The organism is Halorubrum xinjiangense (genome assembly GCF_900102375.1).
Taxonomy (GTDB): domain Archaea; phylum Halobacteriota; class Halobacteria; order Halobacteriales; family Haloferacaceae; genus Halorubrum; species Halorubrum xinjiangense.
In genome coordinates, this window is record NZ_FNBO01000001.1 from 1 (window position 1) to 21,367 (window position 21,367).

The 21,367-nt window shown below is 70.6% G+C and carries 18 protein-coding genes; 8 read left to right on the forward strand and 10 right to left on the reverse strand.

Going from position 1 to position 21,367, the window contains the following annotated elements:
- Nucleotides 1–431: 431 nt before the first annotated feature.
- The 7 genes from F3H13_RS00005 to F3H13_RS00035 all read right to left on the reverse strand — a co-directional run bounded on the left by F3H13_RS00005 (nucleotide 432) and on the right by F3H13_RS00035 (nucleotide 7,082).
- On the reverse strand, nucleotides 432–1,724 hold the full coding sequence (locus tag F3H13_RS00005; protein WP_149797031.1) for a thiamine pyrophosphate-dependent dehydrogenase E1 component subunit alpha: 1,293 nt from the start codon (nucleotides 1,722–1,724) through the stop codon (nucleotides 432–434).
- Between the two features lie 21 nt (nucleotides 1,725–1,745).
- Nucleotides 1,746–2,228: a hypothetical protein gene (locus F3H13_RS00010; protein WP_149797032.1), complete on the reverse strand. Its 483-nt coding sequence runs from the start codon at nucleotides 2,226–2,228 to the stop codon at nucleotides 1,746–1,748.
- A gap of 146 nt (nucleotides 2,229–2,374) precedes the next feature.
- Nucleotides 2,375–3,787: a hypothetical protein gene (locus tag F3H13_RS00015; RefSeq protein ID WP_149797033.1), complete on the reverse strand. Its 1,413-nt coding sequence runs from the start codon at nucleotides 3,785–3,787 to the stop codon at nucleotides 2,375–2,377.
- Nucleotides 3,788–3,857: 70 nt separating this feature from the next.
- On the reverse strand, nucleotides 3,858–4,898 hold the full coding sequence (locus F3H13_RS00020) for an NAD(P)-dependent alcohol dehydrogenase (protein ID WP_149797034.1): 1,041 nt from the start codon (nucleotides 4,896–4,898) through the stop codon (nucleotides 3,858–3,860).
- A gap of 142 nt (nucleotides 4,899–5,040) precedes the next feature.
- On the reverse strand, nucleotides 5,041–5,811 hold the full coding sequence (locus F3H13_RS00025; protein WP_149797035.1) for a metallophosphoesterase: 771 nt from the start codon (nucleotides 5,809–5,811) through the stop codon (nucleotides 5,041–5,043).
- The gene (locus F3H13_RS00030) at nucleotides 5,808–6,566 is read right to left on the reverse strand and encodes a J domain-containing protein (RefSeq protein WP_149797036.1); all 759 of its coding nucleotides are present in this window, start codon (nucleotides 6,564–6,566) and stop codon (nucleotides 5,808–5,810) included. Before F3H13_RS00030 ends, F3H13_RS00025 begins: the two co-directional genes overlap by 4 nt.
- Before the next feature lie 258 nt (nucleotides 6,567–6,824).
- Nucleotides 6,825–7,082, reverse strand: coding sequence for an MTH865 family protein (locus F3H13_RS00035; protein WP_149797037.1), 258 nt, complete (start codon nucleotides 7,080–7,082; stop codon nucleotides 6,825–6,827).
- A gap of 601 nt (nucleotides 7,083–7,683) precedes the next feature.
- On the opposite strand from F3H13_RS00035, the gene F3H13_RS00040 reads away from it, so the two are divergent.
- Nucleotides 7,684–8,742 (forward strand): M42 family metallopeptidase, encoded by a 1,059-nt coding sequence (locus F3H13_RS00040; protein ID WP_149797038.1) that lies wholly within the window; start codon nucleotides 7,684–7,686, stop codon nucleotides 8,740–8,742.
- Nucleotides 8,743–8,775: 33 nt separating this feature from the next.
- Here F3H13_RS00040 and F3H13_RS00045 read toward each other — a convergent pair whose 3' ends face one another.
- Together F3H13_RS00045 and purN are read right to left on the reverse strand one after the other, a co-directional pair.
- Complete coding sequence (locus F3H13_RS00045; RefSeq protein WP_149797039.1) at nucleotides 8,776–10,077, reverse strand: MFS transporter; 1,302 nt, start codon at nucleotides 10,075–10,077, stop codon at nucleotides 8,776–8,778.
- 633 nt (nucleotides 10,078–10,710) lie between these two features.
- Nucleotides 10,711–12,315 carry a phosphoribosylglycinamide formyltransferase gene (gene purN / locus F3H13_RS00050; RefSeq protein WP_149797040.1) on the reverse strand — a complete coding sequence of 535 codons (1,605 nt, stop codon included), beginning with the start codon at nucleotides 12,313–12,315 and terminating at the stop codon, nucleotides 10,711–10,713.
- A 167-nt stretch (nucleotides 12,316–12,482) separates the two neighbouring features.
- Between purN and purB the strand changes: the two genes are divergently transcribed.
- From purB to F3H13_RS00080, 6 genes are all read left to right on the forward strand, one after another.
- Nucleotides 12,483–13,985: an adenylosuccinate lyase gene (purB, locus tag F3H13_RS00055; RefSeq protein ID WP_149797041.1), complete on the forward strand. Its 1,503-nt coding sequence runs from the start codon at nucleotides 12,483–12,485 to the stop codon at nucleotides 13,983–13,985.
- Between the two features lie 152 nt (nucleotides 13,986–14,137).
- Nucleotides 14,138–14,476: a zinc ribbon domain-containing protein gene (locus F3H13_RS00060; protein WP_149797042.1), complete on the forward strand. Its 339-nt coding sequence runs from the start codon at nucleotides 14,138–14,140 to the stop codon at nucleotides 14,474–14,476.
- Nucleotides 14,477–14,554: 78 nt separating this feature from the next.
- Nucleotides 14,555–15,460: a sensor domain-containing protein gene (locus tag F3H13_RS00065; protein WP_149797043.1), complete on the forward strand. Its 906-nt coding sequence runs from the start codon at nucleotides 14,555–14,557 to the stop codon at nucleotides 15,458–15,460.
- 42 nt (nucleotides 15,461–15,502) lie between these two features.
- Complete coding sequence (locus F3H13_RS00070; RefSeq protein ID WP_149797044.1) at nucleotides 15,503–16,207, forward strand: hypothetical protein; 705 nt, start codon at nucleotides 15,503–15,505, stop codon at nucleotides 16,205–16,207.
- Nucleotides 16,208–16,885: a metal-dependent hydrolase gene (locus F3H13_RS00075; RefSeq protein WP_149797045.1), complete on the forward strand. Its 678-nt coding sequence runs from the start codon at nucleotides 16,208–16,210 to the stop codon at nucleotides 16,883–16,885.
- An 85-nt stretch (nucleotides 16,886–16,970) separates the two neighbouring features.
- Nucleotides 16,971–18,566: a phytoene desaturase family protein gene (locus F3H13_RS00080; RefSeq protein ID WP_149797046.1), complete on the forward strand. Its 1,596-nt coding sequence runs from the start codon at nucleotides 16,971–16,973 to the stop codon at nucleotides 18,564–18,566.
- 21 nt (nucleotides 18,567–18,587) lie between these two features.
- On the opposite strand, the gene F3H13_RS00085 is transcribed toward F3H13_RS00080, so the two are convergent.
- Nucleotides 18,588–19,196 (reverse strand): PAS domain-containing protein, encoded by a 609-nt coding sequence (locus F3H13_RS00085; RefSeq protein WP_149797047.1) that lies wholly within the window; start codon nucleotides 19,194–19,196, stop codon nucleotides 18,588–18,590.
- 298 nt (nucleotides 19,197–19,494) lie between these two features.
- On the opposite strand from F3H13_RS00085, the gene F3H13_RS00090 reads away from it, so the two are divergent.
- Nucleotides 19,495–21,255, forward strand: coding sequence for an L-lactate permease (locus F3H13_RS00090; RefSeq protein ID WP_149797048.1), 1,761 nt, complete (start codon nucleotides 19,495–19,497; stop codon nucleotides 21,253–21,255).
- Nucleotides 21,256–21,367: the final 112 nt, after the last annotated feature.

Genomic DNA, 21,367 nt, shown 5'->3' on the forward strand with positions numbered 1-21,367 from the left:
CTGGCCATGCCAAATGGCCGTTACTCCTATCCTCGGCGCCGTTGACCCTCTCCTGTTGTTTTTGCCAGCAGAAGGTCGCTGGTGCGTTAGCGGATTTGGAGTTACCTTTGGGCTTACTCAGGCCGACAGGCACGAGACGAACCCTTCGAGGATTCGTGTTCACCACGTCGGCGTTTCGGATACTGCCTCGTTACTGTGGGCGGACAGACCGCCTCCAAAGGTCGTTCGGAATCCGCTCCGTTCCGACCTGACCTTACCATTATATATCGATTCTTGCTATTTGAAAGTGTGTATTGGAAATTCAGGCCGTGTGACTATCGGTGGAAATGTAACAGTATGTCGGTTTTATCACCCGCCTAAAGGCGGGTGTATTCACCTTACAGTCTGTATAAACAGAGCCGCACGCCCCGCCGCCGCGGCTCCTCGCGCTTCTACTCCTCCCGCCGGAACGCCCCCTCCCCGTGCTTCTCGACGGCCGCGAGCAGTTCGTCGCGCTGGCGGCGGACCTCGGGCGGAAGCTCGGCGTACGCGTCCTCGAACACCTCGCTCGGCTCGGCCTCGATCGACTCGGCGAAGTCGATCGCGTCGGCGACGACGTCGTCGGCCTCCTCGCGGATCGCCGCGACGCCCTCGTCGTCGATCCGACCCGTCTCGCGGAGGAACGCCTCCATGCGGTCGAGCGGGTCGAGCGCGCGCCACGGGTCCACGTCGTCGGGGTCGCGGTAGGCGGTCGGGTCGTCGGCGGTCGTGTGCGCGCCGAACCGGTACTCGACGAACTCGATGAGGACCGGGCGCGGGTCGTCCCCATCGGAGCCGTCGCCTCCCGACTCGTCCCCGTCGCCTCCCGACTCGTCCCCGCCGCTCCGCGCGCGCTCGGCCGCCTCCCGCGTGACCGCGTAGCTCGCGAGCGGGTCCATCCCGTCGACGCGGACGCCCTCGAAGCCGTAGGCGGTCGCCTTCTGCGCGAAGGTGTCGCTCGCGGTCTGTCTCTCCCTCGGGATCGAGATGGCCCAGCCGTTGTTGTGACAGCAGAAGAGGGTGGGCGTGTCGAAGACGCCGGCGAAGTTCATCGCCTCGTGGAAGTCGCCCTCGCTGGTCGCGCCGTCGCCGAAGTGACAGGCGACGACGCGGTCCTCGTCGCGGTGGTCGAACGCCCACGCGGCGCCGACCGCGTGCGGGAGATGCGCCGCGATCCCGATGTTGAGGGGGAAGACGTTGCCCTCGGCGATCGCCTCCGTTCCGGACTCGTGACCCATCCAGTACGGGAGGTACTCGGCGAGGAGGTCGCGGACGACGACCGCGCCGTGCTCGCGGTACTGGTAGCTGATCAGGTCGCGGTCCGCGAGCGCGTGCGTCGATCCGACCGCAGAGCCCTCCTGGCCCGCGCAGGGCGCGTACGTTCCGATCCGCCCCTGTCGCTGGAGGCTCACCGCGCGCTCGTCGAACCGGCGCGTGACGACCAGGTCGCGATAGATCGCGCGGAACTCCTCGTCCGACAGGTCCGGGACCGTCGCGTCCGGCAGGGGGCTGCCGTCCGGGCCGAGCACGCGATAGACGTCCTCGTCGGCGAGGGGGTCGGCCGCGGCGTCGTCGGTGTCAGCGCGGTCGGCGGCGTCAGTGCGGTCGACGGCCTCAGCGCGGTCGACGGCCTCAGCGCGGTCGGCGGCGTCAGCGCGGTCGGCGGCGTCAGCGCGGTCGGCGCCGTCGGCGCCGTTCTCGTTCATGCGGATCGGTGTGCGCGCCGGTCACAAGGAGTTAGCGGTCGGGTCGGCCGCCGACCGCGCTCGGCTTCGCCGCCGGAAGAAGGCGATCGGCGGACCGATCAGCGTTCCGACGGCCGTCGACACCCCGAACACGAGCGCGATGAGGGTCAGCGTCGGTCCGGCGGCGAGCAGGTCGACGCTCCAGACGCCGAGGAACCATGCGGTCCAGCAGAGTCCGGTGACGAGCGCCGTGAGCGCGCCGAACGCGACTCCAGCGGGATACGTGTACGCGCGCCGGCGTTCGACGAGCAGCCACCAGACCGCAGCGCCGACGAACAGCGCCGGCGCCGCGAGGAGGGGTACCGGGAACGACTCGGGGAGCCCGATAACCTGGGTGAACACGCGAAGGATGTCCGACAGCACACGGGCCGTGACCGCGCCGCAGCCGAAGGCGTAGACGCCGGCAAAGAGCGACCACAACTGCGGAGACGAGCGGCCGGACACGGGCGAGGCGGAGCCATCCATACGCCGAGATCGCGAACGGTCGGTAAAGGACTTCCCGTGAGTGAAACGCTGATTTAAGCCACGCCTGCGGCGCGTCCGCGGGCGGAGTCGTCTCGGTCAGCGCGACCGCTGAGGGCGCTCACGCGTCGGCGGGCAATCCACCCCGCTCACGCGACGGAAATCGCCAGCTCGAACGGGTACCTCCCGTGTTCGTCCGGCGTCTGGTCCGGGACGCCCCAAGAGACGCCGAACAGCCCGCGGCTCACGTACGTGTCCGCGGGGAGGTCCTCGGGGACCGCGTACGTCGCTGCCATCTCGTCGCCCGCGCCGAGCGACTCCAGCGCCTGGCCGTCGCTGCGGTTCGGTCGCGGCCCCTCGATGCCCTCGGTCTCGACGATCTCCAGCGAGCGCCGCTCGCCCTCGTGGAAGGTCCAGAGGGCGCTCGGCAGCGCGCCACGGCTCGTGAACGTGTACGGGCCCTGGGCGTCGCCGTCGGCGTTCTCCGGCGCCGGCGCGACGGTGAGCGTGAACTGGCGGGGCGCGTCCTCGCTCGGCTCGACCGAGACCGACACCGGGAGCCGGTCGTATCGCGGCTCGCCGACGGCGATGTCGTACACCGTCCCGTCGATCCGGTAGTAGACCGGCTCGTCGCGCCCCGCGGCGAACGCCTCGTAGGCGTCCGGCACCTCGTCGGCGAAGAGCTGGCTGCGGTCGTCTCCCGACAGCGCGGGCGCCCGGTGTTCCGACGCCAGCGCGCGCTCGAAGAAGGTGACAAGCTCCGCGTCGAGTTCCGACTCGTCGATCACCGGGCGCTCCCACATGTCCGCCGTGGACAGCTCGCGTGCCGTGATCGTGTACGGCGGGTCCTCGTTCTCGACGGCCGTCTCGATCCGGGTGACGCCCAGCATGTCCTCCAAGTAGTCGTACTCGTCGAGGAACGCGGCGACAGAGTCCGGGCGGACGCACCGACGGTACTCCCCGCGCGCCACGTTCGTCCCGTAGGCGGTCAGCGCGTGCACGAACGTCTCGACCGCCTCGGAGCGGAGGTCGTCGCGCTGCCCCGCCTCGCGGAGGACGCGGTCCTCGTCGTACCCATCGGCCTCCTCGTCCGCGAGTTCCGCGGTGAACGTCGGGAGCGTCGGGTCAAATGCATAGCGCGTCCCGTCGATATCGACGTACGGCTTCAGCTCGCCCCGGTCGTAGACGCGGAACTCGTCGACCGCGGCCAGCAGCGCGTCGCTCGGGTCCTCGGTCTCGAACCCGCCGTCGCGCGCGGCGGCGAGCGGGTCGCGCAGCGCGTCCGGGATCTCGGACTCGGGGACGACGTTTTTGGGGTCGATCCCGCGGCTCGGCGAGGGCTCGTAGGCGGTGACGACGTGGGGAACCGTCCGGAGTTCGACGTCGAGCGACGGGGTCGACCCCTCGCCGTCGTCCGATCGCCCGTCGTCGGTCCCGTTCGTCTCGTCGTCGGTCCCGTTCGCCGCCGGGTCCGTGACGGTCTCGCCGACGCACCCGGAGAGCGCGACGACGGAGCCGCCGACGGACCCACCGATAGCGGAGAGGAGGGCTCTGCGGTCCATACCGGGCGTTCGCAACGAGCGATAAAAACCTTCCGTGGGCTGTGTCGGGTCTCGCCGATCGAAACCCGGCTCAGGGCGTGATGACGGCGCGCCCGTCGATCTCGCGGTGTTCGAGCTTCTCGGCGACGGTGTTGATCTCGCCGAGATCGTAGCGGCTGGTGTGGAGGTCGACGTCGCCCTGCTCGACGAGCGCGACGAGCTCCTGCAGCTCGGCGTACCGCCCGACGATGTTGCCGACGAAGGAGAACTCGCCGTTCACCAGCGCCTGCGCCGGCTCGTGGACGTGGCCGCCGTAGCCGATGATGTGGTGGTCGCCGCCGGCGGCGGTGATCTCGGGGGCGTACGCGGTCGTCACGTCCTCGCCGACGAAGTCGAGCACCTGCGCCGCGCCGGTGCCGTCCGTGATCGCCTCGATCTCGGCGGTCACGTCTTTCTCGCTCGGATTTATCAGGTGGTCGGCGCCGTAGCTGTCGGCGAGGTTCAGCGCCGACTCCTTGAGGTCGACCGCGGTGATCCGGGCCGCGCTCATCGCGTCGAGACACTGGAGGCCGATGTGGCCGAGCCCGCCGACGCCGATGACGACCGCGTGGTCGCCGGGGTTCAGGTCGCCGACCGCCTTCTTCGCGGCGTGGTACGCCGTGATCCCGGCGTCGGCGTGGGGCGCGATGTCGATCGGCTCGACGCCGGACGGGAGCGGGATCACCGAGCGCTCGCTGGTGTGGAGGTACTCGGCGAAGCCGCCGTCGGTGGTGAGCCCGTTGAACGCGTCGTTCTCGCAGTACATCGTCTCGCCGAGCCGACAGGGGCGACACGTGCCGCAGGTCTGAACCGGGTGGCAGATCACCGGGTCGCCCGGGGAGACCAGGTCGACGTCGTCGCCCGTCTCGACGACGGTGCCGGCGTTCTCGTGGCCGAGGGTCAGTGGGAGCTCCTGGGGAACGTACTCGGCCCACATCCCCTCGATGATGTGGTTGTCCGTCTGGCACCACCCCGCCCCCTCGACCTCGACGATCACGTCGTCCGGGCCCGTCGCCGCCGGCCGGTCTACCTCGTCGATCGTGAGCCCCTCGCTCATGTCGTCCGTGTACTCGTGGAGCCTGGCTGCTTCCATGCGTGTGATCGTCACGCGGAATTCACATAAACGTTCGTCGGAGACTCCGGGAGCCGACCGCCGTCCGGGGAGGAGGCCACCGGGCGAGACGTCGCCCGCGTCGGACTCACGACAGCCGGGCGAGACGCCGGCCGCATCGGACTCACAACAGCCGGTCGAACGCGCCGAGCGGCGGGAACCGGAGGGGCTCACCGACGTCGCCGGCGTCGGCGTCGTACACGATCGGCGCGAGCGCGGCCGCGTCGTCGACGAGCGGGGAGTCGAGCCCCGTGGTCCTCGCGTCGTTGACCGGGACGCCGGCGGCGAGCCGGGTGAACGCGGGCAGCAGCAGCAGGTCCGCGCCGCGATACGTCCCCTCGCCGCGGAGGACGCAGGGCCGGCGGTCGCCCTCGATCTCGATCGTCGGGTGGACGTGGCCGATCACGTAGCGGTCCGCCGCCGCGGACGGTTCCTCGTGGCCGTGACAGACGACGGTGCGGGGCGCGTCGGGCGCGTCGCAGCCGACGCCCGAGGTGTCGCCGCCGTCGGTCCCGCCGAGGACGACCTCCTCGCGGACCGGGCCGTCCCACGCGCTCGCGAGGGCGGCGTCGTGGTTGCCCGCGACGAGTTCGAGGGCGGCGCCGCTCGCCTCGCAGCGGTCGCGGAGCGCGTTCAGGGTCCCGCGAGCCCTGTCGGTGACCCGGTCGAAGGTGTGGACGACGTCGCCCGCGACGACGACCGTCCCCGGGTCGAACCGGTCGAGGAGGGCGCCGAGCCGGTCGGTGAGGTCCGCGCGCTCGCCGAGCGGGAGAGAGACGGCGGAGGCCTCGCCGCGGCCGACGTGGAGGTCGGCGACGACGAGCGCGTCGGCCTCGGAGAGGTACACCGCCCGCTCCGCGAAGGCGACGCCAGCATCAGGGGCCGAGCCGATCACCGGCCGTACCCGGTCGAGCGCTCGCGGCGGCGGTCCGCGTCGCGGTCGGCCGGGCCGCCGTCGGCGTGGTTGCGAGCGGTGGCGTACGCCTCGCGGACGCGCCGGAACGACTCCTCGTCGCCGCCCTGGTCCGGGTGCGTCTCCTTGACGCGCTCGCGGTAGGCGCCCTTCACCGCGTCGAGGTCGGCGTCGCGGTCGAGGCCGAGCTCGTCGAAGGCGTCACCGACGGGGTCTGCGCGGCCGGCGGGGGCGCGCGGTCGCGACGCGCCCGCGGAGCGGTCGGCCCCGAAGCGACCGCCGCCGAAGCGGCCGGAGCCGCCGGCGCGTGAGTTCGTCGACTCGTCGGTCGCCCAGTCGGGCTCGTCGACGTCGAAGGGGAGCCGGCGGCCGAGCCCGCGGCCCGGCATCTCGTGCTCGCAGAGGACGGTGTAGACGCCCTCGCCCTCCAGCCGGAAGTAGTCGTGCGCGTCGAAGGTGATGGCGACGCCCCGCTCGGGGAGGTAGAAGGGAACCGAGACGCCGTCGAATCCGTGGTCCTCGGCGAAGCGCTCGCCGGCCGCGGTCAGGTACGTCCGGATCTCGCGGCGGCGGCGCTCGTCGCCGGCGGCGCCGCGGCGTCCGGTCGCGGCGGCGGGAGGGGGGACGAACCGGTCGCCGAGGTAGAAGGCGAGCGCGACGACCGCGGTGGCGACGGCACCGAGGCCGATCCCCCAGAGGACCCACCGCGGCACCAGCGTCGTGAGCTCGGCGAACACACCCGCCGTAGCGGCTCCGCGGTAATCAACCTCCCGCCGGCGCGTCGGCTACGGCGACAGCGGATTCGCGAGAACAGCGGTGCGTCAACTACGGCGACAGCGGATTCGCGAGAACAGCGGTGCGTCAACTACGGCGACAGCGGATTCGCGAGAACAGCGGTGCGTCAACTACGGCGACAGCGGATTCGCGAGAACAGCGGTGCGTCAACTACGGCGACAGCGGATTCGCGAGAACAGCGGTGCGTCGTCGCTCGCCGGTCAGATCATTCCTTTCGCTTCGAGCCCGTCGAGGATGTCGTCGACGAGCGCTTCGGCGTTGTCGTAGGGAAACTCCTGTTCACTGCCGAGCTTCGCCGCCATCTCCATCGCGGTGAAGCTCACATCACCGGCCTCGAACTTCGTCCCCGGACCGTCCGGCAGCGCCGGGACGAGGTCCATCTGGTTCTCGACGGGGAAGTCTGCGCCGCCGAACGCGTCCATGAACTGTTCGCGGAGTTCCGCTTTCACGTCGCTCATACACACGATATCCCGAGAGCGACCGCAAAAGGGTTGCGGAACAACGGTAAATGTATTTAGGGTTGTCTTTTCCGGTGACGCCCTCTGAATGCGTGACGCACCGACTCGAACACCGCCAGAGCCCCAGCCGTTCGCTTATAAATCGGTAATAGTAGATCGACAGCGAACACCGCCAAAGCCCCAGTCGCGAGGCGGGCGCACGCTAGTTGCGCTCCTCACTCGGTCGCTACGGCTCCCTCGTTGCGGTGCTTACGTCGCCTGCGCCCGCCTCGCGACTGCCCCTTTGAGTCCCGCCCCGCACAGCGACCGCAACCGCACCTCACGCCTCCCCAGCGTCGTCGGCGGTCCTCCGCTTCGCTCCGGATCGCCGACTCCCTCGCGCGTGCGACTCACGGCCGCCTCCGGCGGCCGCTCGTCGGCACGCGCCACCGCGGTGGTTTATAAGTGATTCTCGTTGCCGTTCATCGTATTTCCCTATCGCCTCGCCGCGACGAGAGTCGAGAACGGGACCTCGGCGGTGTCGATGACCCGGCTGTCGTCGAAGGCCGACGGCCGTGCCGGATCCTGCGGACCTTTGTCGCTGGCGCGGTCACGTCTTCGTATGCCACGCGAGTTCGACTTCGACTTCGACCTGCTCCGAGAGCTGACCGAGGCGCGCGGCGTCCCCGGCTACGAGGACGACGTCCGCGAGATCGTCCGCCGCGAGTTCGCCGACAGCGTCGACCGCGTCCGGACCGACGCGATGGGCAACGTCGTCGGCACGATCGAGGGCGACTCGGACTACTCCGTCGCCGTCGCGGCCCACATGGACGAGATCGGGTTCATGGTCCGCCACGTCACCGACGAGGGGTTCGTCCAGGTCGACCCGCTCGGCGGCTTCGACGCCCGGGTGCTGCGCGCACAGCGCGTCACCGTCCACGGCGACGAGGACCTGACGGGCGTCATCGGCTCCGTCCCGCCGCACACGCTGACGGAGGAGCAGCAGGAGAAAGACGACGAGGTGAAAGACATCTTCATCGACCTCGGGCGCGACGCCGAGGCGGTCGAAGAGCTCGTGAGCGTCGGCGACCTCGTCACGCTCGACCAGACCACGACGCGCATGGGCGACCGCGTCACGGGGAAGGCGCTCGACGACCGGATCTGCCTGTTCGCGACCTTCGAGGCCGCCCGCCGCATCGAGGACCCAGACGTGACGGTCCACTTCGCGGCGACGGTCCAAGAGGAGGTCGGCCTCCGGGGCGCGCAGGCGCTCGGCGTGGACATCGACCCCGACCTCGCGGTCGCCTTGGACGTCACCGTCGCCAACGACGTGCCGCAGATCGGCGACCCGGCCGACGCCGTCACAGAGCTCGGCGAGGGGACGGCGGTGAAGCTGAAGGACTCGTCGGTGATCACCAGCCCGAAGGTTCACAGCCGCCTGACGGAGGTGGCGGAGGACGAGGAGATCGATCACCAGCACGAAGTGCTGCCCGCGGGCGGCACCGACACCGCGGGGTTCCAGAACGCGGCGGGCGCGAAGCCGGTCGGCGCCATCTCGATCCCGACGCGGTACCTCCACACCGTCACCGAGACCGCGGACGGCGGCGACGTCGAGGCGACGATCGACCTGCTGACGGCCTTCCTGGAGTCGGAGACGGGCGAGCACGACTACACCCTCTGAGCGGGACGTTCCGTCGTCGCGCCGTGATTGGGATCAGTCGTCGCTTGGGACCGCCGCTCCCGGGTCCCGGTCCGCGCGGTGGGCGGCGCGCGCCTGCCACGCGAAGCCGGTGGTCGCGAACGCGATGAAGGCGGCCGCGAGTAGGAACCCCGTCTCCGTGCTCGTCCCGTCCATCGTGACGCCGACCAGCACGGGCCCGACGACCTGCCCGACCTTCCACGAGACGGAGCGCAGGCTCATCGCGCTGGCGACGGAGTCGTACGCCTCGCCCTCGCTGACGAACAGCGACATGCTCGCCGGCAGGCGGATCGAGTCGGCGATCCCGAGCAGGGAGTAGGCGGCGAACAGCGCGAAGAAGGCCCCACCGAGTGTCTGCGAGTCGCCGAGATAGGAGACGGTGACCGGCGCGAGGGTCCCCTCGAAGTACGCCGCGAGCGGGATTATCGCCGTGCCGACGCCGTACAAGAGCGCGCCGACCGCGACGAACAGGTACGTGCGCTCGTAGCGGTCGGTGAGGTCGCCGACGAACCCCTGCGTCAGCGCCTTCGTCGCCTTCCCGCCCGCCATGATCCAGCCGATAGCGAACGCGGAGATGCCGAACGTCGTCCGCGCGTAGATGGGGAGGAAGATTATCACGGCCATCTTGCCGACGCTAAACGTGAACCGGAAGAAGACGAGCGCGCGCAACATCGGGAGCCCGAGCAGCGACCGGAACGTCTCGATCCCGCCCGCGTCCTCGGGGTCCTTCCGGCCGCCGGGGTTGTCGCGGAGGAAGGCGAAGACGAGGGCGAACGCCGCGAGCGTGACGAGGGTCAAGACGAGGTACGTCTCGGAGAAGCCGTACGCGTACAGGAGGTAACCGCCGACGAGGTCGCCCGCGAGCGAGGAGAAGGAAGCGAACTGGTTGTACGAGCCGAGCCACCGGCCCTGCTCGTCGTCCGGACTGATCTCGCCGATCACCGTCGCGCCCGTGATCCAGAGGATGCTCGCGCCGAGCCCCTGGACCATCCGCACGAGGACGACGTGGACCGAGCTGTCGACCAACGCGAAGCCGACGAAGACGGCGACGTTGATGAGAAACCCGCCGAGCAGCCACCGCTTCGCGTTGCCGGTGTCGACCTTCCGGCCTAAGGGGAGGACGATGACCAGTTGGACGATCGCGAAGGCAGTACCGAACAGGCCCTCGATGAACCCGGTGGTACCGAACAGGTCGGCATACAGCGCAAGCGCGATGAGGATCGTCGAGTACGCCTGGCTGCGCGCGAACGCGGTCCCGGCGAGCGCCGCGAACTCCCGGTCCCCGAGCAGCCGTACCGAGTTGCCGAACTGGGCCACGGTCGTCTCCGATCCGGGCCAAGGACAGCCCGGGAAAAAAGCGGCGTCGATCCGGCGGTCCGCGTGGGGTTATGGTTTCAGAGCGGAAAGGGATCGAGCCGACTCCACCAGGGGTTTCTTAAAAATTCGAGAGCGTTGGCGACGACGATTGATAGAAGACGACGCGGTGGCGCGCGCCTGCGAGCGGCCGCCCTCGGCGGCCGCGAGGAGCACGCGCGAGGGAGTCGGTCGCCGAGCGAAGCGACGGCGACCGACGAGGTTGGGGAGGTAAGAGGTGCGGGGCGGTGCTGTGCGGGGCGGGACTCAAAGGGGCAGTCGTGAGGCGGTCGCAGGCGTTCACGAGAGCAAAGCTCTCGTGAGCCAATCAGAACGCTCCGCGTTCTGATGACGACGTAAGGACCGCAGGGCGGGAGCGAGCGAAGCGAGCGACCGAGGACCGCAGCGAGCGTGCGACCGCCTCGCGGCTGGGGCTTTGAAGATGTTCGTCGTCGATCTACAATCAGTTATTTATAAGCGAGCGGCTGGGGCTTTGGCGGTGTTCGCCGCCGATCAGCAGTCGAGTATTTATATGAGAACGGCTGGGTCTGTAGGGCGGCTTCGTCACCAGTTCGGTATAGCCTATATATACACGTCTCAGTCGTGCCGGAAGCAGCGCGACCCGGTGAACGCCATCGCCATGTCGCGCTCGTCGGCCGCGGCGATCACGTCCTCGTCGTTGACAGAGCCGCCGGGCTGGATTATCGCCTCGATGCCGGCGTCGGCCGCCTCCTCGACGGCGTCCGGGAACGGGAAGAAGGCGTCCGAGGCCATCACGGCGCCTTCGGCGGACTTGCCCTCCGCGTCCTTCTCGGCCTTCATCGCGGCGAGCGTCACGGCGTCGACGCGGGACACCTGCCCCATCCCGACGCCGACCGTCTCGGTGCCGGTCGCGAAGAGGATGCCGTTCGATTTGACGTGTTTCAGCGTCTGCCAGGCGAACAGCATCGTCTCGACCTGCTCGTCGGTCGGCTCGCGCTCGGTGACGACCTCCAACTCATCGGTTGTCGGCGACTGCCGGTCGCGCTCCTGAACGAGGCGACCGCCGACGACCGGTTTCTCGGTGAACCGCTCGGAGAAGCGGTCGTCGCCCTCGCCGAGCGGGCCCACGTCGAGCACGCGCAGGTTCTTCTTCTCCGTGAGCACGTCGAGCGCGCTGTCGGTGTAGCCGGGCGCGACGACGACCTCTTTGAACGAGTCGGCGACGGCGGTGGCGGTGTCGGCGTCGCACTCGCGGTTCAGGGCGACGATGCCGCCGAACGCCGACTTCGCGTCGGTGCGCAGCGCGCGGTCGTACGCGTCCGCGAGGTCCGAGCCGACCGCGCAGCCCGCGGGGTTCGTGTGCTTGATCACCGCGGCCGCGGGCTCGTCGAACTCCTTGACGAGGTCGAGGGCGGCGTCGGCGTCGTTGTAGTTGTTGTACCCCATCCCTTTCGCGCCGGGGTTCAGCTGGGCGGCGTCGACGACGCTCGCCTCCTCGCAGCCGTCGTCGACGTACAGGGCGGCGTCCTGATGGGGGTTCTCTCCGTACCGCAGCGAGGCGCTCCGCTCCTCGGAGACGAACCGTCGCTCCGGGAAGTCACCGCCAACGTCGCCCTCGACCGCGACGCGTTCTGGGCTCCCCTCGGCGTCGCGCTCGACGGTGACGCGGTCCTCGGCGAACCAGCGGACCGCCCGCGGGTACGCCGTGAACTCGGCCTCGCGGAGGACGCGCGCCTTCAGCGAGTCCGCGTCGTCGTCCTCGTACACCGGGATCGGCTCCTGGGTGACGACCGGGCCGGCGTCGACCGCCTCGGTGACGACGTGGACCGTACAGCCGGTCGTGCGGACGCCCGCGTCCAGCACCTGCTCGTGGGCGTCCGTGCCGGGGAACGACGGGAGCAACGAGGGGTGGACGTTCAGCGTCGTCGGGACGGCGTCGAGGAACTCGTCGGTGAGCACGCGCATGTAGCCGTCGAGACAGACGAGGTCGACGTCGTAGTCGGAGAGGCGCTCGACGATCCGGCGCTCGTGCGACTCGCGCGACTCCCCCTCCTCGCGCTCGACGACCTCGGTCGGGATCCGGCGCTCGGTCGCGGCCCCCAACACGGGCGCCTGCTCGCGGTTCGTCAGGACGACCGACAGCTCCGCCCCGCCGGGCGCGGCGTCGGCGATGTGTCTGAGGTTCCGTCCCCGGTTGCTCGCGAGTCCCGCGATCTTCATGTGTGAGCCTCCGACCGATCGGGTATATCGATTGCGGTCCGCGCCGCGAGAGTATCCACGTTTGCGGATCGGAACGCGGTCTCGACGCGTCCCGAGGGCGAGACAGATCCACGTCCGTGCGTCGCCCCATCGACACGCTTTTGCTGGCTCCGGGGGCAGTCGCGGACATGACCGACGACTCCGAACCGACGGCGGACGACCCCGGACCGACGGCGGACGACGCCATCGCCGGGCTCTCCCGGTCGGACCCGCTCGCGGCCGTCTCGCCGCTCGACGGCCGCTACGCCGGCCGGACGGCGCCGCTGTCTCCGTACGCGAGCGAGGCCGCGCTGATGCGCGCCCGGACCCGCGTCGAGGTCGAGTACCTGCTCGCGCTGGCGTCCCTCGACGCGACGCCGATCGGCTTCGACGAGGCGACCGCGGCGGCGCTCCGCGAGCTGTACGAGGAGTTCGACGCCGAGGACGCGCGGCTGATCAAGGACCTCGAAACCGAGGGCGCCGCGGGGTACGACGCCACCAACCACGACGTGAAGGCGGTCGAGTACTTCCTCCGCGTCCGGCTGGCGGAGCTCGCCGAGGGCGGGCCGGACGGGGACGCCGACGCCCCGCTCGACGACGCCGAGTCGCTGTACCCGTGGATCCACTTCGGGCTCACGAGCGAGGACGTGAACAACCTCGCGCACCGGCTGCTGCTCAAGCCCGCGGTGAGCGAGGTGATCGTCCCCGCGGTCCGCGAGGTGCGCGACGTCTTAGTCGATCTGGCACAGGAACACCGGGACGCGCCGATGTTAGCCCGCACGCACGGCCAGCCCGCGACGCCGACCACCTTCGGCAAGGAGATGGCGGTGTACGCCGCGCGGCTCGGCCGCGCACTCGGACGGGTGGTCGTCGCGAACGAGGACCTCTCAGGGAAGCTGGCGGGCGCCTCGGGCACCTACGCCGCGCACCGCGCCGCCTACCCCGACGTCGACTGGCGGGCGTTCTCCGCGTCGTTCGTCCGTGACCTCGACCTCGAGCACACCGGGCTCGCGACGCAGGTGAACCCCTGCGACGACCTCGCGGCGCTGTTCGACGCGCTGCGGGGCGTCAACAACGTCCTCCTCGATTTAGACCTCGACGCGTGGTTATACGTCTCCGACCGCTACCTCGGTCAGGAGGCCGTCGAGGGCGAGACGGGGTCGTCGACGATGCCCCACAAGGTGAACCCGATCGACTTCGAGAACAGCGAGGGGAACCTCTCGAAGGCGAACAGCGACCTCACCTTCCTCGCCGACTACGTGACGACCTCGCGGCTCCAGCGCGACCTCTCGGACTCCACCGTCAAGCGCAACGTCGGCGCCGCGCTGGCGCACTGCCTGATCGGCTACTCCAAGGCCGGTGACGGGCTCGACAAGGTCGTCCCGAACGAGACCGTCATGCGCGAGGAGCTGGACGCGACCCCCGAGGTGATCGGTGAGGCGGTCCAGACGATCTTGCGCCGGGAGGGCGACACCGAGGCCTACGAGCGCGTGAAGGCGCTCTCGCGCGGGCGGTCGGTGACGCTCGACGACTTCCGCGACCTCTTCGACGACCTCGACGTCGACGACGCGGTCCGCGAGGAGCTGAAGGCGCTGACCCCGGCCGGCTACACCGGGGTCGCCGACGAGCTCGTCGACGATATCGACGAGTAGACGGCACGAGGTCGACGAATAGCCACGACGAAGTCGACGAATAGCCCGACACGAGAGCGACAGCGCGGGTGCCGGGGCGCCGGGGCGGCGCAGGCGACGAACGCGGAGTAGCGGCACAAGAGGTTTATCGCTCGGCGGAGACGGAGCGACCGATGCCCTCCGAGAACGACGAGACGAAGTACTCCGTCTTCGGCGACGGCGAATCGAGCGACGAATGGGACCGCGCGGCCGACGGCTCGGCCGGGGGCGGCGACGCCGCGACGGCCGACGACCGCCGGCAGTCGCTCGGCGGCGACGGCGACGACGGCTGCCCGAAGTGCGGCGGCACCGAGACGGAGACCGACGAAATCGCCACCAGCGGGACGGGGCTCACCAAGATGTTCGACGTCCAGAACCGTCGGTTCGTGGTGGTCTCTTGTGCGGAGTGCGGCTACTCCGAGCTGTACAAGGGCCAGTCGTCCGGGAACGCGATCGACTTCTTCCTCGGCTAGGTCCGGCGGGCCGGGCGGCGGCCGCCCCGCGCCGTCGCCGAGCGACCGATTTTTGTCGGACGGCGAACCAGTCGCGGTATGGTCTCCCTCCGACCGCTCGCAGCCCTCCCGGTCGTCGGCGTCGTCGCCGACGGCCGGACGTATCGCCACCTGCTGTACCTGCTGATCGCGGTCCCGCTGGCGGTCGTCTACTCGGGGTTCGTCTCGTTCGCGCTCGTGTTCGGACTCCTATTTTCGGTCGTCCTCGTCGGGATCGGAATCTTAGCCGCCGCAGTCATCGGCTCGCGGCTCGTCGCCGGGCTCGAACGGTGGCAGGCGAACCGCCTGCTCGGCACCGACTTGGTCGCGCCGGACGACCTCCCCGCCGCCGCGGACGACGGCTCTGCGGGCGCGGTCGCGACCGTTCGCGCCTACCTCGCGGCGCCGTCGACGTGGCGCGGGCTCGGGTTCCTCTCGCTGAAGCTCTGGCTCGTGGTACTGGCGTTCGCGCCGCTCTACGTATTCGTGAGCGCGTTCCCGCTACTCGCTGCCCCGGTTCGGTACCCCTACGCGCCGGAGTTCGGCGAGCTGAACGGCGAGCCGCTGGTGTGGTCGGTCGACACCGCACCCGAGGCCGCCCTCGCGGCGGGGCTCGGACTGGTCGGCGTCCTGGTCGCCCTCCACCTGACGAACCTGATCGCGGGCGGCGCCCGATTGATGGCCGTCGCGCTCCTCGGCGACGAGGCCGGGGACGACGAGGGCGGATCGGCCGATAGCGACGGCAGCGACGGTATTACCGTCGACCGCGAGCCCGGCGACCGCAAGCTCGGTGACCGCGAGCCCGGCGACCGCAAGCTCGGTGACCACGACACGCCCGACCCCGATGCCGAGGCCGACGAATCGGTGCCGGACGCAGACGGATTCGAGTTCGGTGACGACCCGGACGACCCCGCCGAGTCGGAGTTCGACTCCGACGATGGCGACGACCGGGCCGACCGCGATTGACCCGCCCGGAGCGCTTATTCGCTTCCGAGCGTCAGGACGGATATGGCACCGACGCTCGTGAGCGCGGCCGTGGGGGCGCTGCTCGCGGCCGCGCTGCTGGGGCACGCGTTCGACCGGCGCGGGGTCGCCGTCGTCGTCGCGGCCGCGGTCTTTCCCTCCCTCGACGCGGCCGCGAGCCTCGTCGTGCCGGGCGCGACGAACGCCCTGCTCCACGCCGTCTGGGCGCCGGTTCTCGTCGGCGGACTGCTGTACTGGGACACCGTGCGCCGACCCGCGGGGGCGTCGACGCTCCGCGACCGCTTCGGTCGCCGCGGGGTGCGGGTCGCGTGGGTCGCGCTCGCGTCGTTTGTCGTCGCCGGGATCGGGTCGGCGCTGTTCGCCGGCGAGGGGGCGGCGCTCCTCTACCCGCTGGAGGACGCGCGCTACGTCGTCCGCGGGCGGCTCGTGTTCTCGACGCGGGAGGGCGTCGTCCAGACGTTCCTCGCGCTGGGCGCGGAGGGACCGGGAGTCCTGCCGCTAGAGCGCGCCGGCGGAGCGGTCGCTGACCCGGTGGCTTCGTGGATCAACCCCGACGGACGCCCCGGTCTCGACCCGGGCGCCGCCCGCGAGTTCCGGTTCGTCGACGGCGGGTGGCAGCTGGTCATCGTCGCCGCCGCGGCCGCGACACTCGCGGTCCGGTTCCGGCGGCGCGGCGGGGGCGGGAGAGGAGGCGAAAGCGCGGCGACCGACGGCGAGGTGAGCCGCTAAATGCCCTCGACGGTCGTCCACGCCGGGTTTGCGCTGCTGCTCGCGGCGGGGCTGCTCGGGGCGTACTACGACCGGCGGGCGCTCGCGGTCCTGCTCGTCGTCCTCGTGCTCCCGGAGGCCGACAGCTTCCTCGGCGTGGTCATGGCGGGCGCGCACCGCACGGTGGGGCACAACTTCGTCCTCCCCGCGGCCGCCGCGCTGGCGCTGTACTACGACACCCGCGTGCGAGAGCGGTCGTGGATCCGCGAGCGGCTCTCGCCTCGGTGGATCGCGGTCGCGTGGGTCGCCGTCTTCGTCCACGTGTTCGCTCACGTCGCGCTCGACTGGACCCACCTCGACGGGGTGAACGCGTTCTGGCCGCTCCGCGACCGCTTTTTCGCCCTCGACGGCGAGATACTCTACTCGACGGCGGACGGGTTCGTCCAGACGTTCGTCGACGTCCGCCTCGACCCGGAGACGGGTTCGCGGACCGTCGATGCGGGCGCGGGCGGCACCAGCGAGTCGGTCCACGTCAACAACCCGGTCCAGCCGCGCGACCCCGACGTTGACGTCGAGGAGCCGGTCGACCGCCGGTTCCCCATCGCGAACAGCGGGTGGCGGCTCTACCTGATCGGGCTGGGGCTGTTCGCGCTCGGCGCCCGGCGGCTCCAAGGCGAGAGCGTCGGGGAGGACGCCTGACGAGCTCGCGGGAGTCGACCGACGGCGGCGCCCCTAACATGGTATGACCGCAGGGTAAACGTTCCCGGACGCGTAGGGTGATGTAATGTCACATAAACCGGACCCGGACCACGCGGCCGAGCCGCTCGCCGGGGAGTCGATCGCGCTCGTCGGTGCCGGCTTCGGCGGACTCTCCGCGGCCTCGTACCTCGCCGACGCGGGGGCGGACGTGACGGTGTTCGAGCGGAACGAACACCCGGGCGGGTACGCCGGACGGATCGAGCGCGACGGGTTCCGGATCGACACCGGCCCTTCCTGGTACCTGATGCCGGAGGTGTTCGACCGCTTCTTCGAGCACTTCGGGCGCTCGACCGACGACTACTACGACCTAATCGAGTTGGACCCGCTGTACGAGGTGATCTGGAAGGACGGCGACCGCGCGTCGATGCCCGCCGACCGCGAGGGGCAGAAGGCGCTGTTCGAGTCGTACGAGTCGGGCGCGGGCGAGGTCCTCGACGAGTACCTCGCGGACGCGGCGGAGGCGTACGAGCTCGGAATGGACCGGTTCGTCTACCCCAGCCGGTCGCGGCTGCGCGACATGGTCGACACCGACGTGCTCCGCTCGGGCCGAGCCCTGCCGAAGCTCCGGGAGATGGACGACTACGTCGGCGACTACTTCGACAGCGAGAAGCTCCGACAGATCGCGGAGTACAAGCTCGTCTTCCTCGGCGGGTCGCCGTACAACACGCCCGCGATCTACACGCTGATGAGCCACGTCGACATGAACCTCGGCGTCTACCACCCGGTCGGCGGGATCGCGAGCGTCGTCGACGCGATGGCCGACCTCGCGCGCGAGCTCGGCGTCTCGATCCGGACGAGCGAGCCGGTGACCGCGATCGAACCGTCGGTCGCCGCGTCCGTCCCGAAGTTCACCGTCGAGACGGAGCGGCGCGGGGGGGACGGTGACTCGGCCGCGACGCCGTCAAGCGACCGCTTCGACCGCGTCGTGGCGAACGCGCCGCCGCCGCACGTCGAGCGCGACCTCCTCCCCGCGGGGACGGTCGACCGCGAGTCGTACTGGGAGTCGCGGACGTACGCCCCCTCGGCGTACCTCGCGTACCTCGGCGTCGAGGGCGATGTCGACCTGGACCACCACACGCTCGTCTTCCCGACGGACTGGCGCCCGCACTTCGACGACATCTTCGACGAGCCGGCGTGGCCCGACGATCCCGCGTACTACGTCCACGTCCCCTCGAAGACGGACCCCGAGGCGGCGCCCGACGGCCACGAGGCCGTCTTCCTGCTCGTCCCGCTGGCGGCCGGGTTAGAGGACGACCCGGAGACCCGCGAGCGGTTCCGCGACCTGGTGTTCGACGACCTCGCCGAGCACGCGGGCGTCGACTTCCGCGACCGGATCGTCTTCGAGGAGACCGCCTGCGTCTCCGACTTCCGGCAGCGGTTCAACGCGCCGCGCGGCACCGCGCTGGCGCTGTCGCACACGCTCGGACAGACGGGCCCGCTCCGCCCCGCGCACCGCGCGCCCGGCGTCGACGGCCTCTACTACGTCGGGGCGTACACCAACCCCGGCATCGGGATGCCGATGTGCCTGCTCAGCGGCGAGCACGTCGCCGAGGCGGTCGTCGAGGACGCGACCGGCGGCGGTGTCCTCCCGTCGGTCGTCCCGACGTCGACGCTGCGGTGAACCGCTCGGGGGACCGGTCGCTCACTCGACATCGGCGTCCGGTGCGCCGATCGGCCCCGGTTCCTGCGCCGCGATCCAGTGCGTGACCGTTCCCGCGTCGCCGAACAGCGGCCGCAACGTGATCCGATTCGCGAACGGGGTGCCGTCACGGCGCCGGTTGCGGAGTTCGACGGTGACCGTCGACCACGTCGACAGCGCCTCGCGGATGTCGGCGCGAGCGGCCCCGTCCGCGCGGGCGTTTCGGTCCGCGCGGGCGTTTCGGTCCGCGCGAGCCTCCTCATCGGCGCGAGTGCCCTCGTCGGCGTCGGGTCCCTGAAGCAGCCGGGGGTTCCGGCCGCGGAGCTCGTCGAGCGCGTAGCCCGTCCGGTCCCGAAACCAGCGGTTGACGTAGACGATCGGCGTGTCGCGATACGCCGGGCCGGTGAGGGTGAGTCCGAGCGGGAGGTCGTCAAATACGCGCACGCGATCGACGAGAGTCGCCTCGCGCTCCGTCCGGTCGGCGGGGTGGACGGCTTCCGGCACCGCCGAGACGACATCGCATCCGTGTTCGTCCGCCAGCGCCGACAGCCTGGTCCGGAATGCGCCGCGGTCGGCGTCGATCGCCGCGAGAACGTCGCGTCGGAGCGTCACGCAGTCGCTTGGCCGCGCGGCGACAAGCCGGTATCGGTCCGCGACGAGCCCCCCTCCCCCGGAGAGCGAGGGTGGACCGGACACCGAGGGGCACGAAGCCCTCGACCGGGCTCGGTCCCCGAGAATTGCCCGTGGCGTTTATTACACAGATAATTCAGATATACCGACGTGAATCGAAGCAGCGAGTCGGCGCGGGGCACTCTGTCGCTTCGGGTCGTCGATGGCGGGGAGAGGCGGAGTCGCGAGCGCGGCACGAAGGGTGGACGGCGATGACGCTCGGCGCAGGGGGTGGACGACGATGACGCTCGGCGCGGGCGCGCCGCTGGCGCTGGTGCCGCTCGTCGTCGTCGCCGCGCTGCTCGTCGGCCTGCTGTGGCCGGCCTCGCGGGCGATGCCCGTCGCGTGGCTGGCGGCCGCCGCGGTGGCGTTCCTCGCGTGGGGGATGCCGGTCGAGTGGATCATCGCGGCCTCGGTCAACGGCGCAATGGCGGCCGTCGAGATCCTGTGGATCGTGTTGGGCGCGCTGGTGCTCCTCTACACCCTGATGAACTCCGGCGCGGTCGACCGGATCAACGCGGGCTTCGCGTCGATAAGCGACGACCGGCGCGTCCAGGTCGTGCTGCTCGGCTTCTTCCTCGCGACGTTCATCGAGGGCGTCGCCGGCTTCGGGACGCCCGCGGCCGTGGTCGCGCCGCTGCTCCTGGCGCTCGGGTTCCCGGCGTTCGCCGCGGTCGTCGCCGCGCTGATCGGCCACGCGGTCGCGACCGTCTTCGGCGCGGTGGGGACGCCGGTCATCGTCGGGTTCGAGCAGCCGCTCGACGCGGTCGCCGACGCGATCGCCGCCGGCGGGTTCGAGTCGGTGGCGACGTACTCGACCGCGGCCGGCGGGTGGGCCGCCGTGTTCAACGGCCTCCTCGGGGTGTTAATGCCGTTCCTCGCCGTGGCGATGGTCGTGTACTTCTTCGGCGCGGTCGACCCCGACGAGCGCTCGCTCGGGCCGGCGCTCGCCGTGGCGCCGCTCTGTCTGTTCGCCGGGGTCGCGTTCGCGGTGCCGTACGTCGCGGCGGCGTGGTTCGTCGGCCCGGAGCTGCCGTCGCTCATCGCGGCCATGGTCGGCGGCGGCGCCGTCGTCGCGGTGCTCCGGGCCGGGTACCTGCTGCCCGACGATGAGTGGACGTTCCCGCCCCGCGAGTCGTGGCCGGACCACTGGGTGGGGAGCATCGAGCCCGGCAGCGAGACGGCCGGCACCGGCGCCGCGACGGGCGGCGGGGAGGCGGACGGGGGCGGTCCCGGCGATGTCGACGGCGCCGAGATATCGCTGTTGCGCGCGTGGTCGCCGTACCTCGCACTCGTCGTCCTCCTCATCGGGACCCGCGTGATCGGCCCGATCGCGACCTTCCTTCAGGAGGGACCGTTGATGACGATCGCGCTCTCTGACATCCTCGGCACGACGATCGACGGGGCGATCGGCTGGGCGTACGTCCCGGGGACGTGGCTGCTCGTCAGCGCGCTGATCGCGGTGCCGGTGTTCGGGATGTCGGCGGACGAGGTGACGAGCGCGTGGCGCGAGGCCGGCGCGAAGATCGTCTCGCCCGCCGTCTCGCTCGTCTTCGTTATCGCGATGGTCGAGGTGATGCTCCAGACCGCGGCGCACCCGGGCGCGACCGCCGACGGCAGCATGATCGTCGTGCTCGCGGACGCGACCGCCTCGACGTTCGGCGCCGCGTACCCGCTGTTCGCGCCCGTGGTCGGCACCCTCGGCGCGTTCATCGCGGGGTCGATCACCGTGAGCAACGTTACGTTCGCGGCGTTCCAGTTCGAGATCGCCCAGGAGCTCGGGCTCTCGACGCAGCTGCTCGTCGGCGCGCAGACGATCGGCGCGGCGATCGGTAACACGATCGCGATCCACAACGTGATCGCCGCGCTCGCGACGGTCGGACTCGTGGGGAAGACCGGTCGCGTCGTCCGGCTGAACCTGATCCCGGTCGCCTACTACGTCGGGGTCGGCGGACTACTGACCGCGGGGTTCGTCTACCTGTTGTTCCCGACGCTGTTCTGAGAGGGGACGCAAGGATCTGCGGTGAAGGCAATCGGCGGCGGGGACGCTCCGCGGCGGGGGAGATCCGCGGCGAGGGGATCCCCGGCGATCCCCCCGTCCAGCATGCCGAGAC

Coding starts and splice junctions, on each gene's coding strand:
- F3H13_RS00005 (WP_149797031.1), bottom strand. CDS start 1,724: ATGAACGAGAACGGCGCCGACGGCGCCGACCGCGCTGACGCCGCCGAC.
- F3H13_RS00010 (WP_149797032.1), bottom strand. CDS start 2,228: ATGGATGGCTCCGCCTCGCCCGTGTCCGGCCGCTCGTCTCCGCAGTTG.
- F3H13_RS00015 (WP_149797033.1), bottom strand. CDS start 3,787: ATGGACCGCAGAGCCCTCCTCTCCGCTATCGGTGGGTCCGTCGGCGGC.
- F3H13_RS00070 (WP_149797044.1), top strand. CDS start 15,503: ATGGCACCGACGCTCGTGAGCGCGGCCGTGGGGGCGCTGCTCGCGGCC.
- F3H13_RS00090 (WP_149797048.1), top strand. CDS start 19,495: ATGACGCTCGGCGCGGGCGCGCCGCTGGCGCTGGTGCCGCTCGTCGTC.
- F3H13_RS00080 (WP_149797046.1), top strand. CDS start 16,971: ATGTCACATAAACCGGACCCGGACCACGCGGCCGAGCCGCTCGCCGGG.
- F3H13_RS00020 (WP_149797034.1), bottom strand. CDS start 4,898: ATGGAAGCAGCCAGGCTCCACGAGTACACGGACGACATGAGCGAGGGG.
- purB (WP_149797041.1), top strand. CDS start 12,483: ATGACCGACGACTCCGAACCGACGGCGGACGACCCCGGACCGACGGCG.
- F3H13_RS00065 (WP_149797043.1), top strand. CDS start 14,555: ATGGTCTCCCTCCGACCGCTCGCAGCCCTCCCGGTCGTCGGCGTCGTC.
- F3H13_RS00075 (WP_149797045.1), top strand. CDS start 16,208: ATGCCCTCGACGGTCGTCCACGCCGGGTTTGCGCTGCTGCTCGCGGCG.
- F3H13_RS00035 (WP_149797037.1), bottom strand. CDS start 7,082: ATGAGCGACGTGAAAGCGGAACTCCGCGAACAGTTCATGGACGCGTTC.
- purN (WP_149797040.1), bottom strand. CDS start 12,315: ATGAAGATCGCGGGACTCGCGAGCAACCGGGGACGGAACCTCAGACAC.
- F3H13_RS00040 (WP_149797038.1), top strand. CDS start 7,684: ATGCCACGCGAGTTCGACTTCGACTTCGACCTGCTCCGAGAGCTGACC.
- F3H13_RS00060 (WP_149797042.1), top strand. CDS start 14,138: ATGCCCTCCGAGAACGACGAGACGAAGTACTCCGTCTTCGGCGACGGC.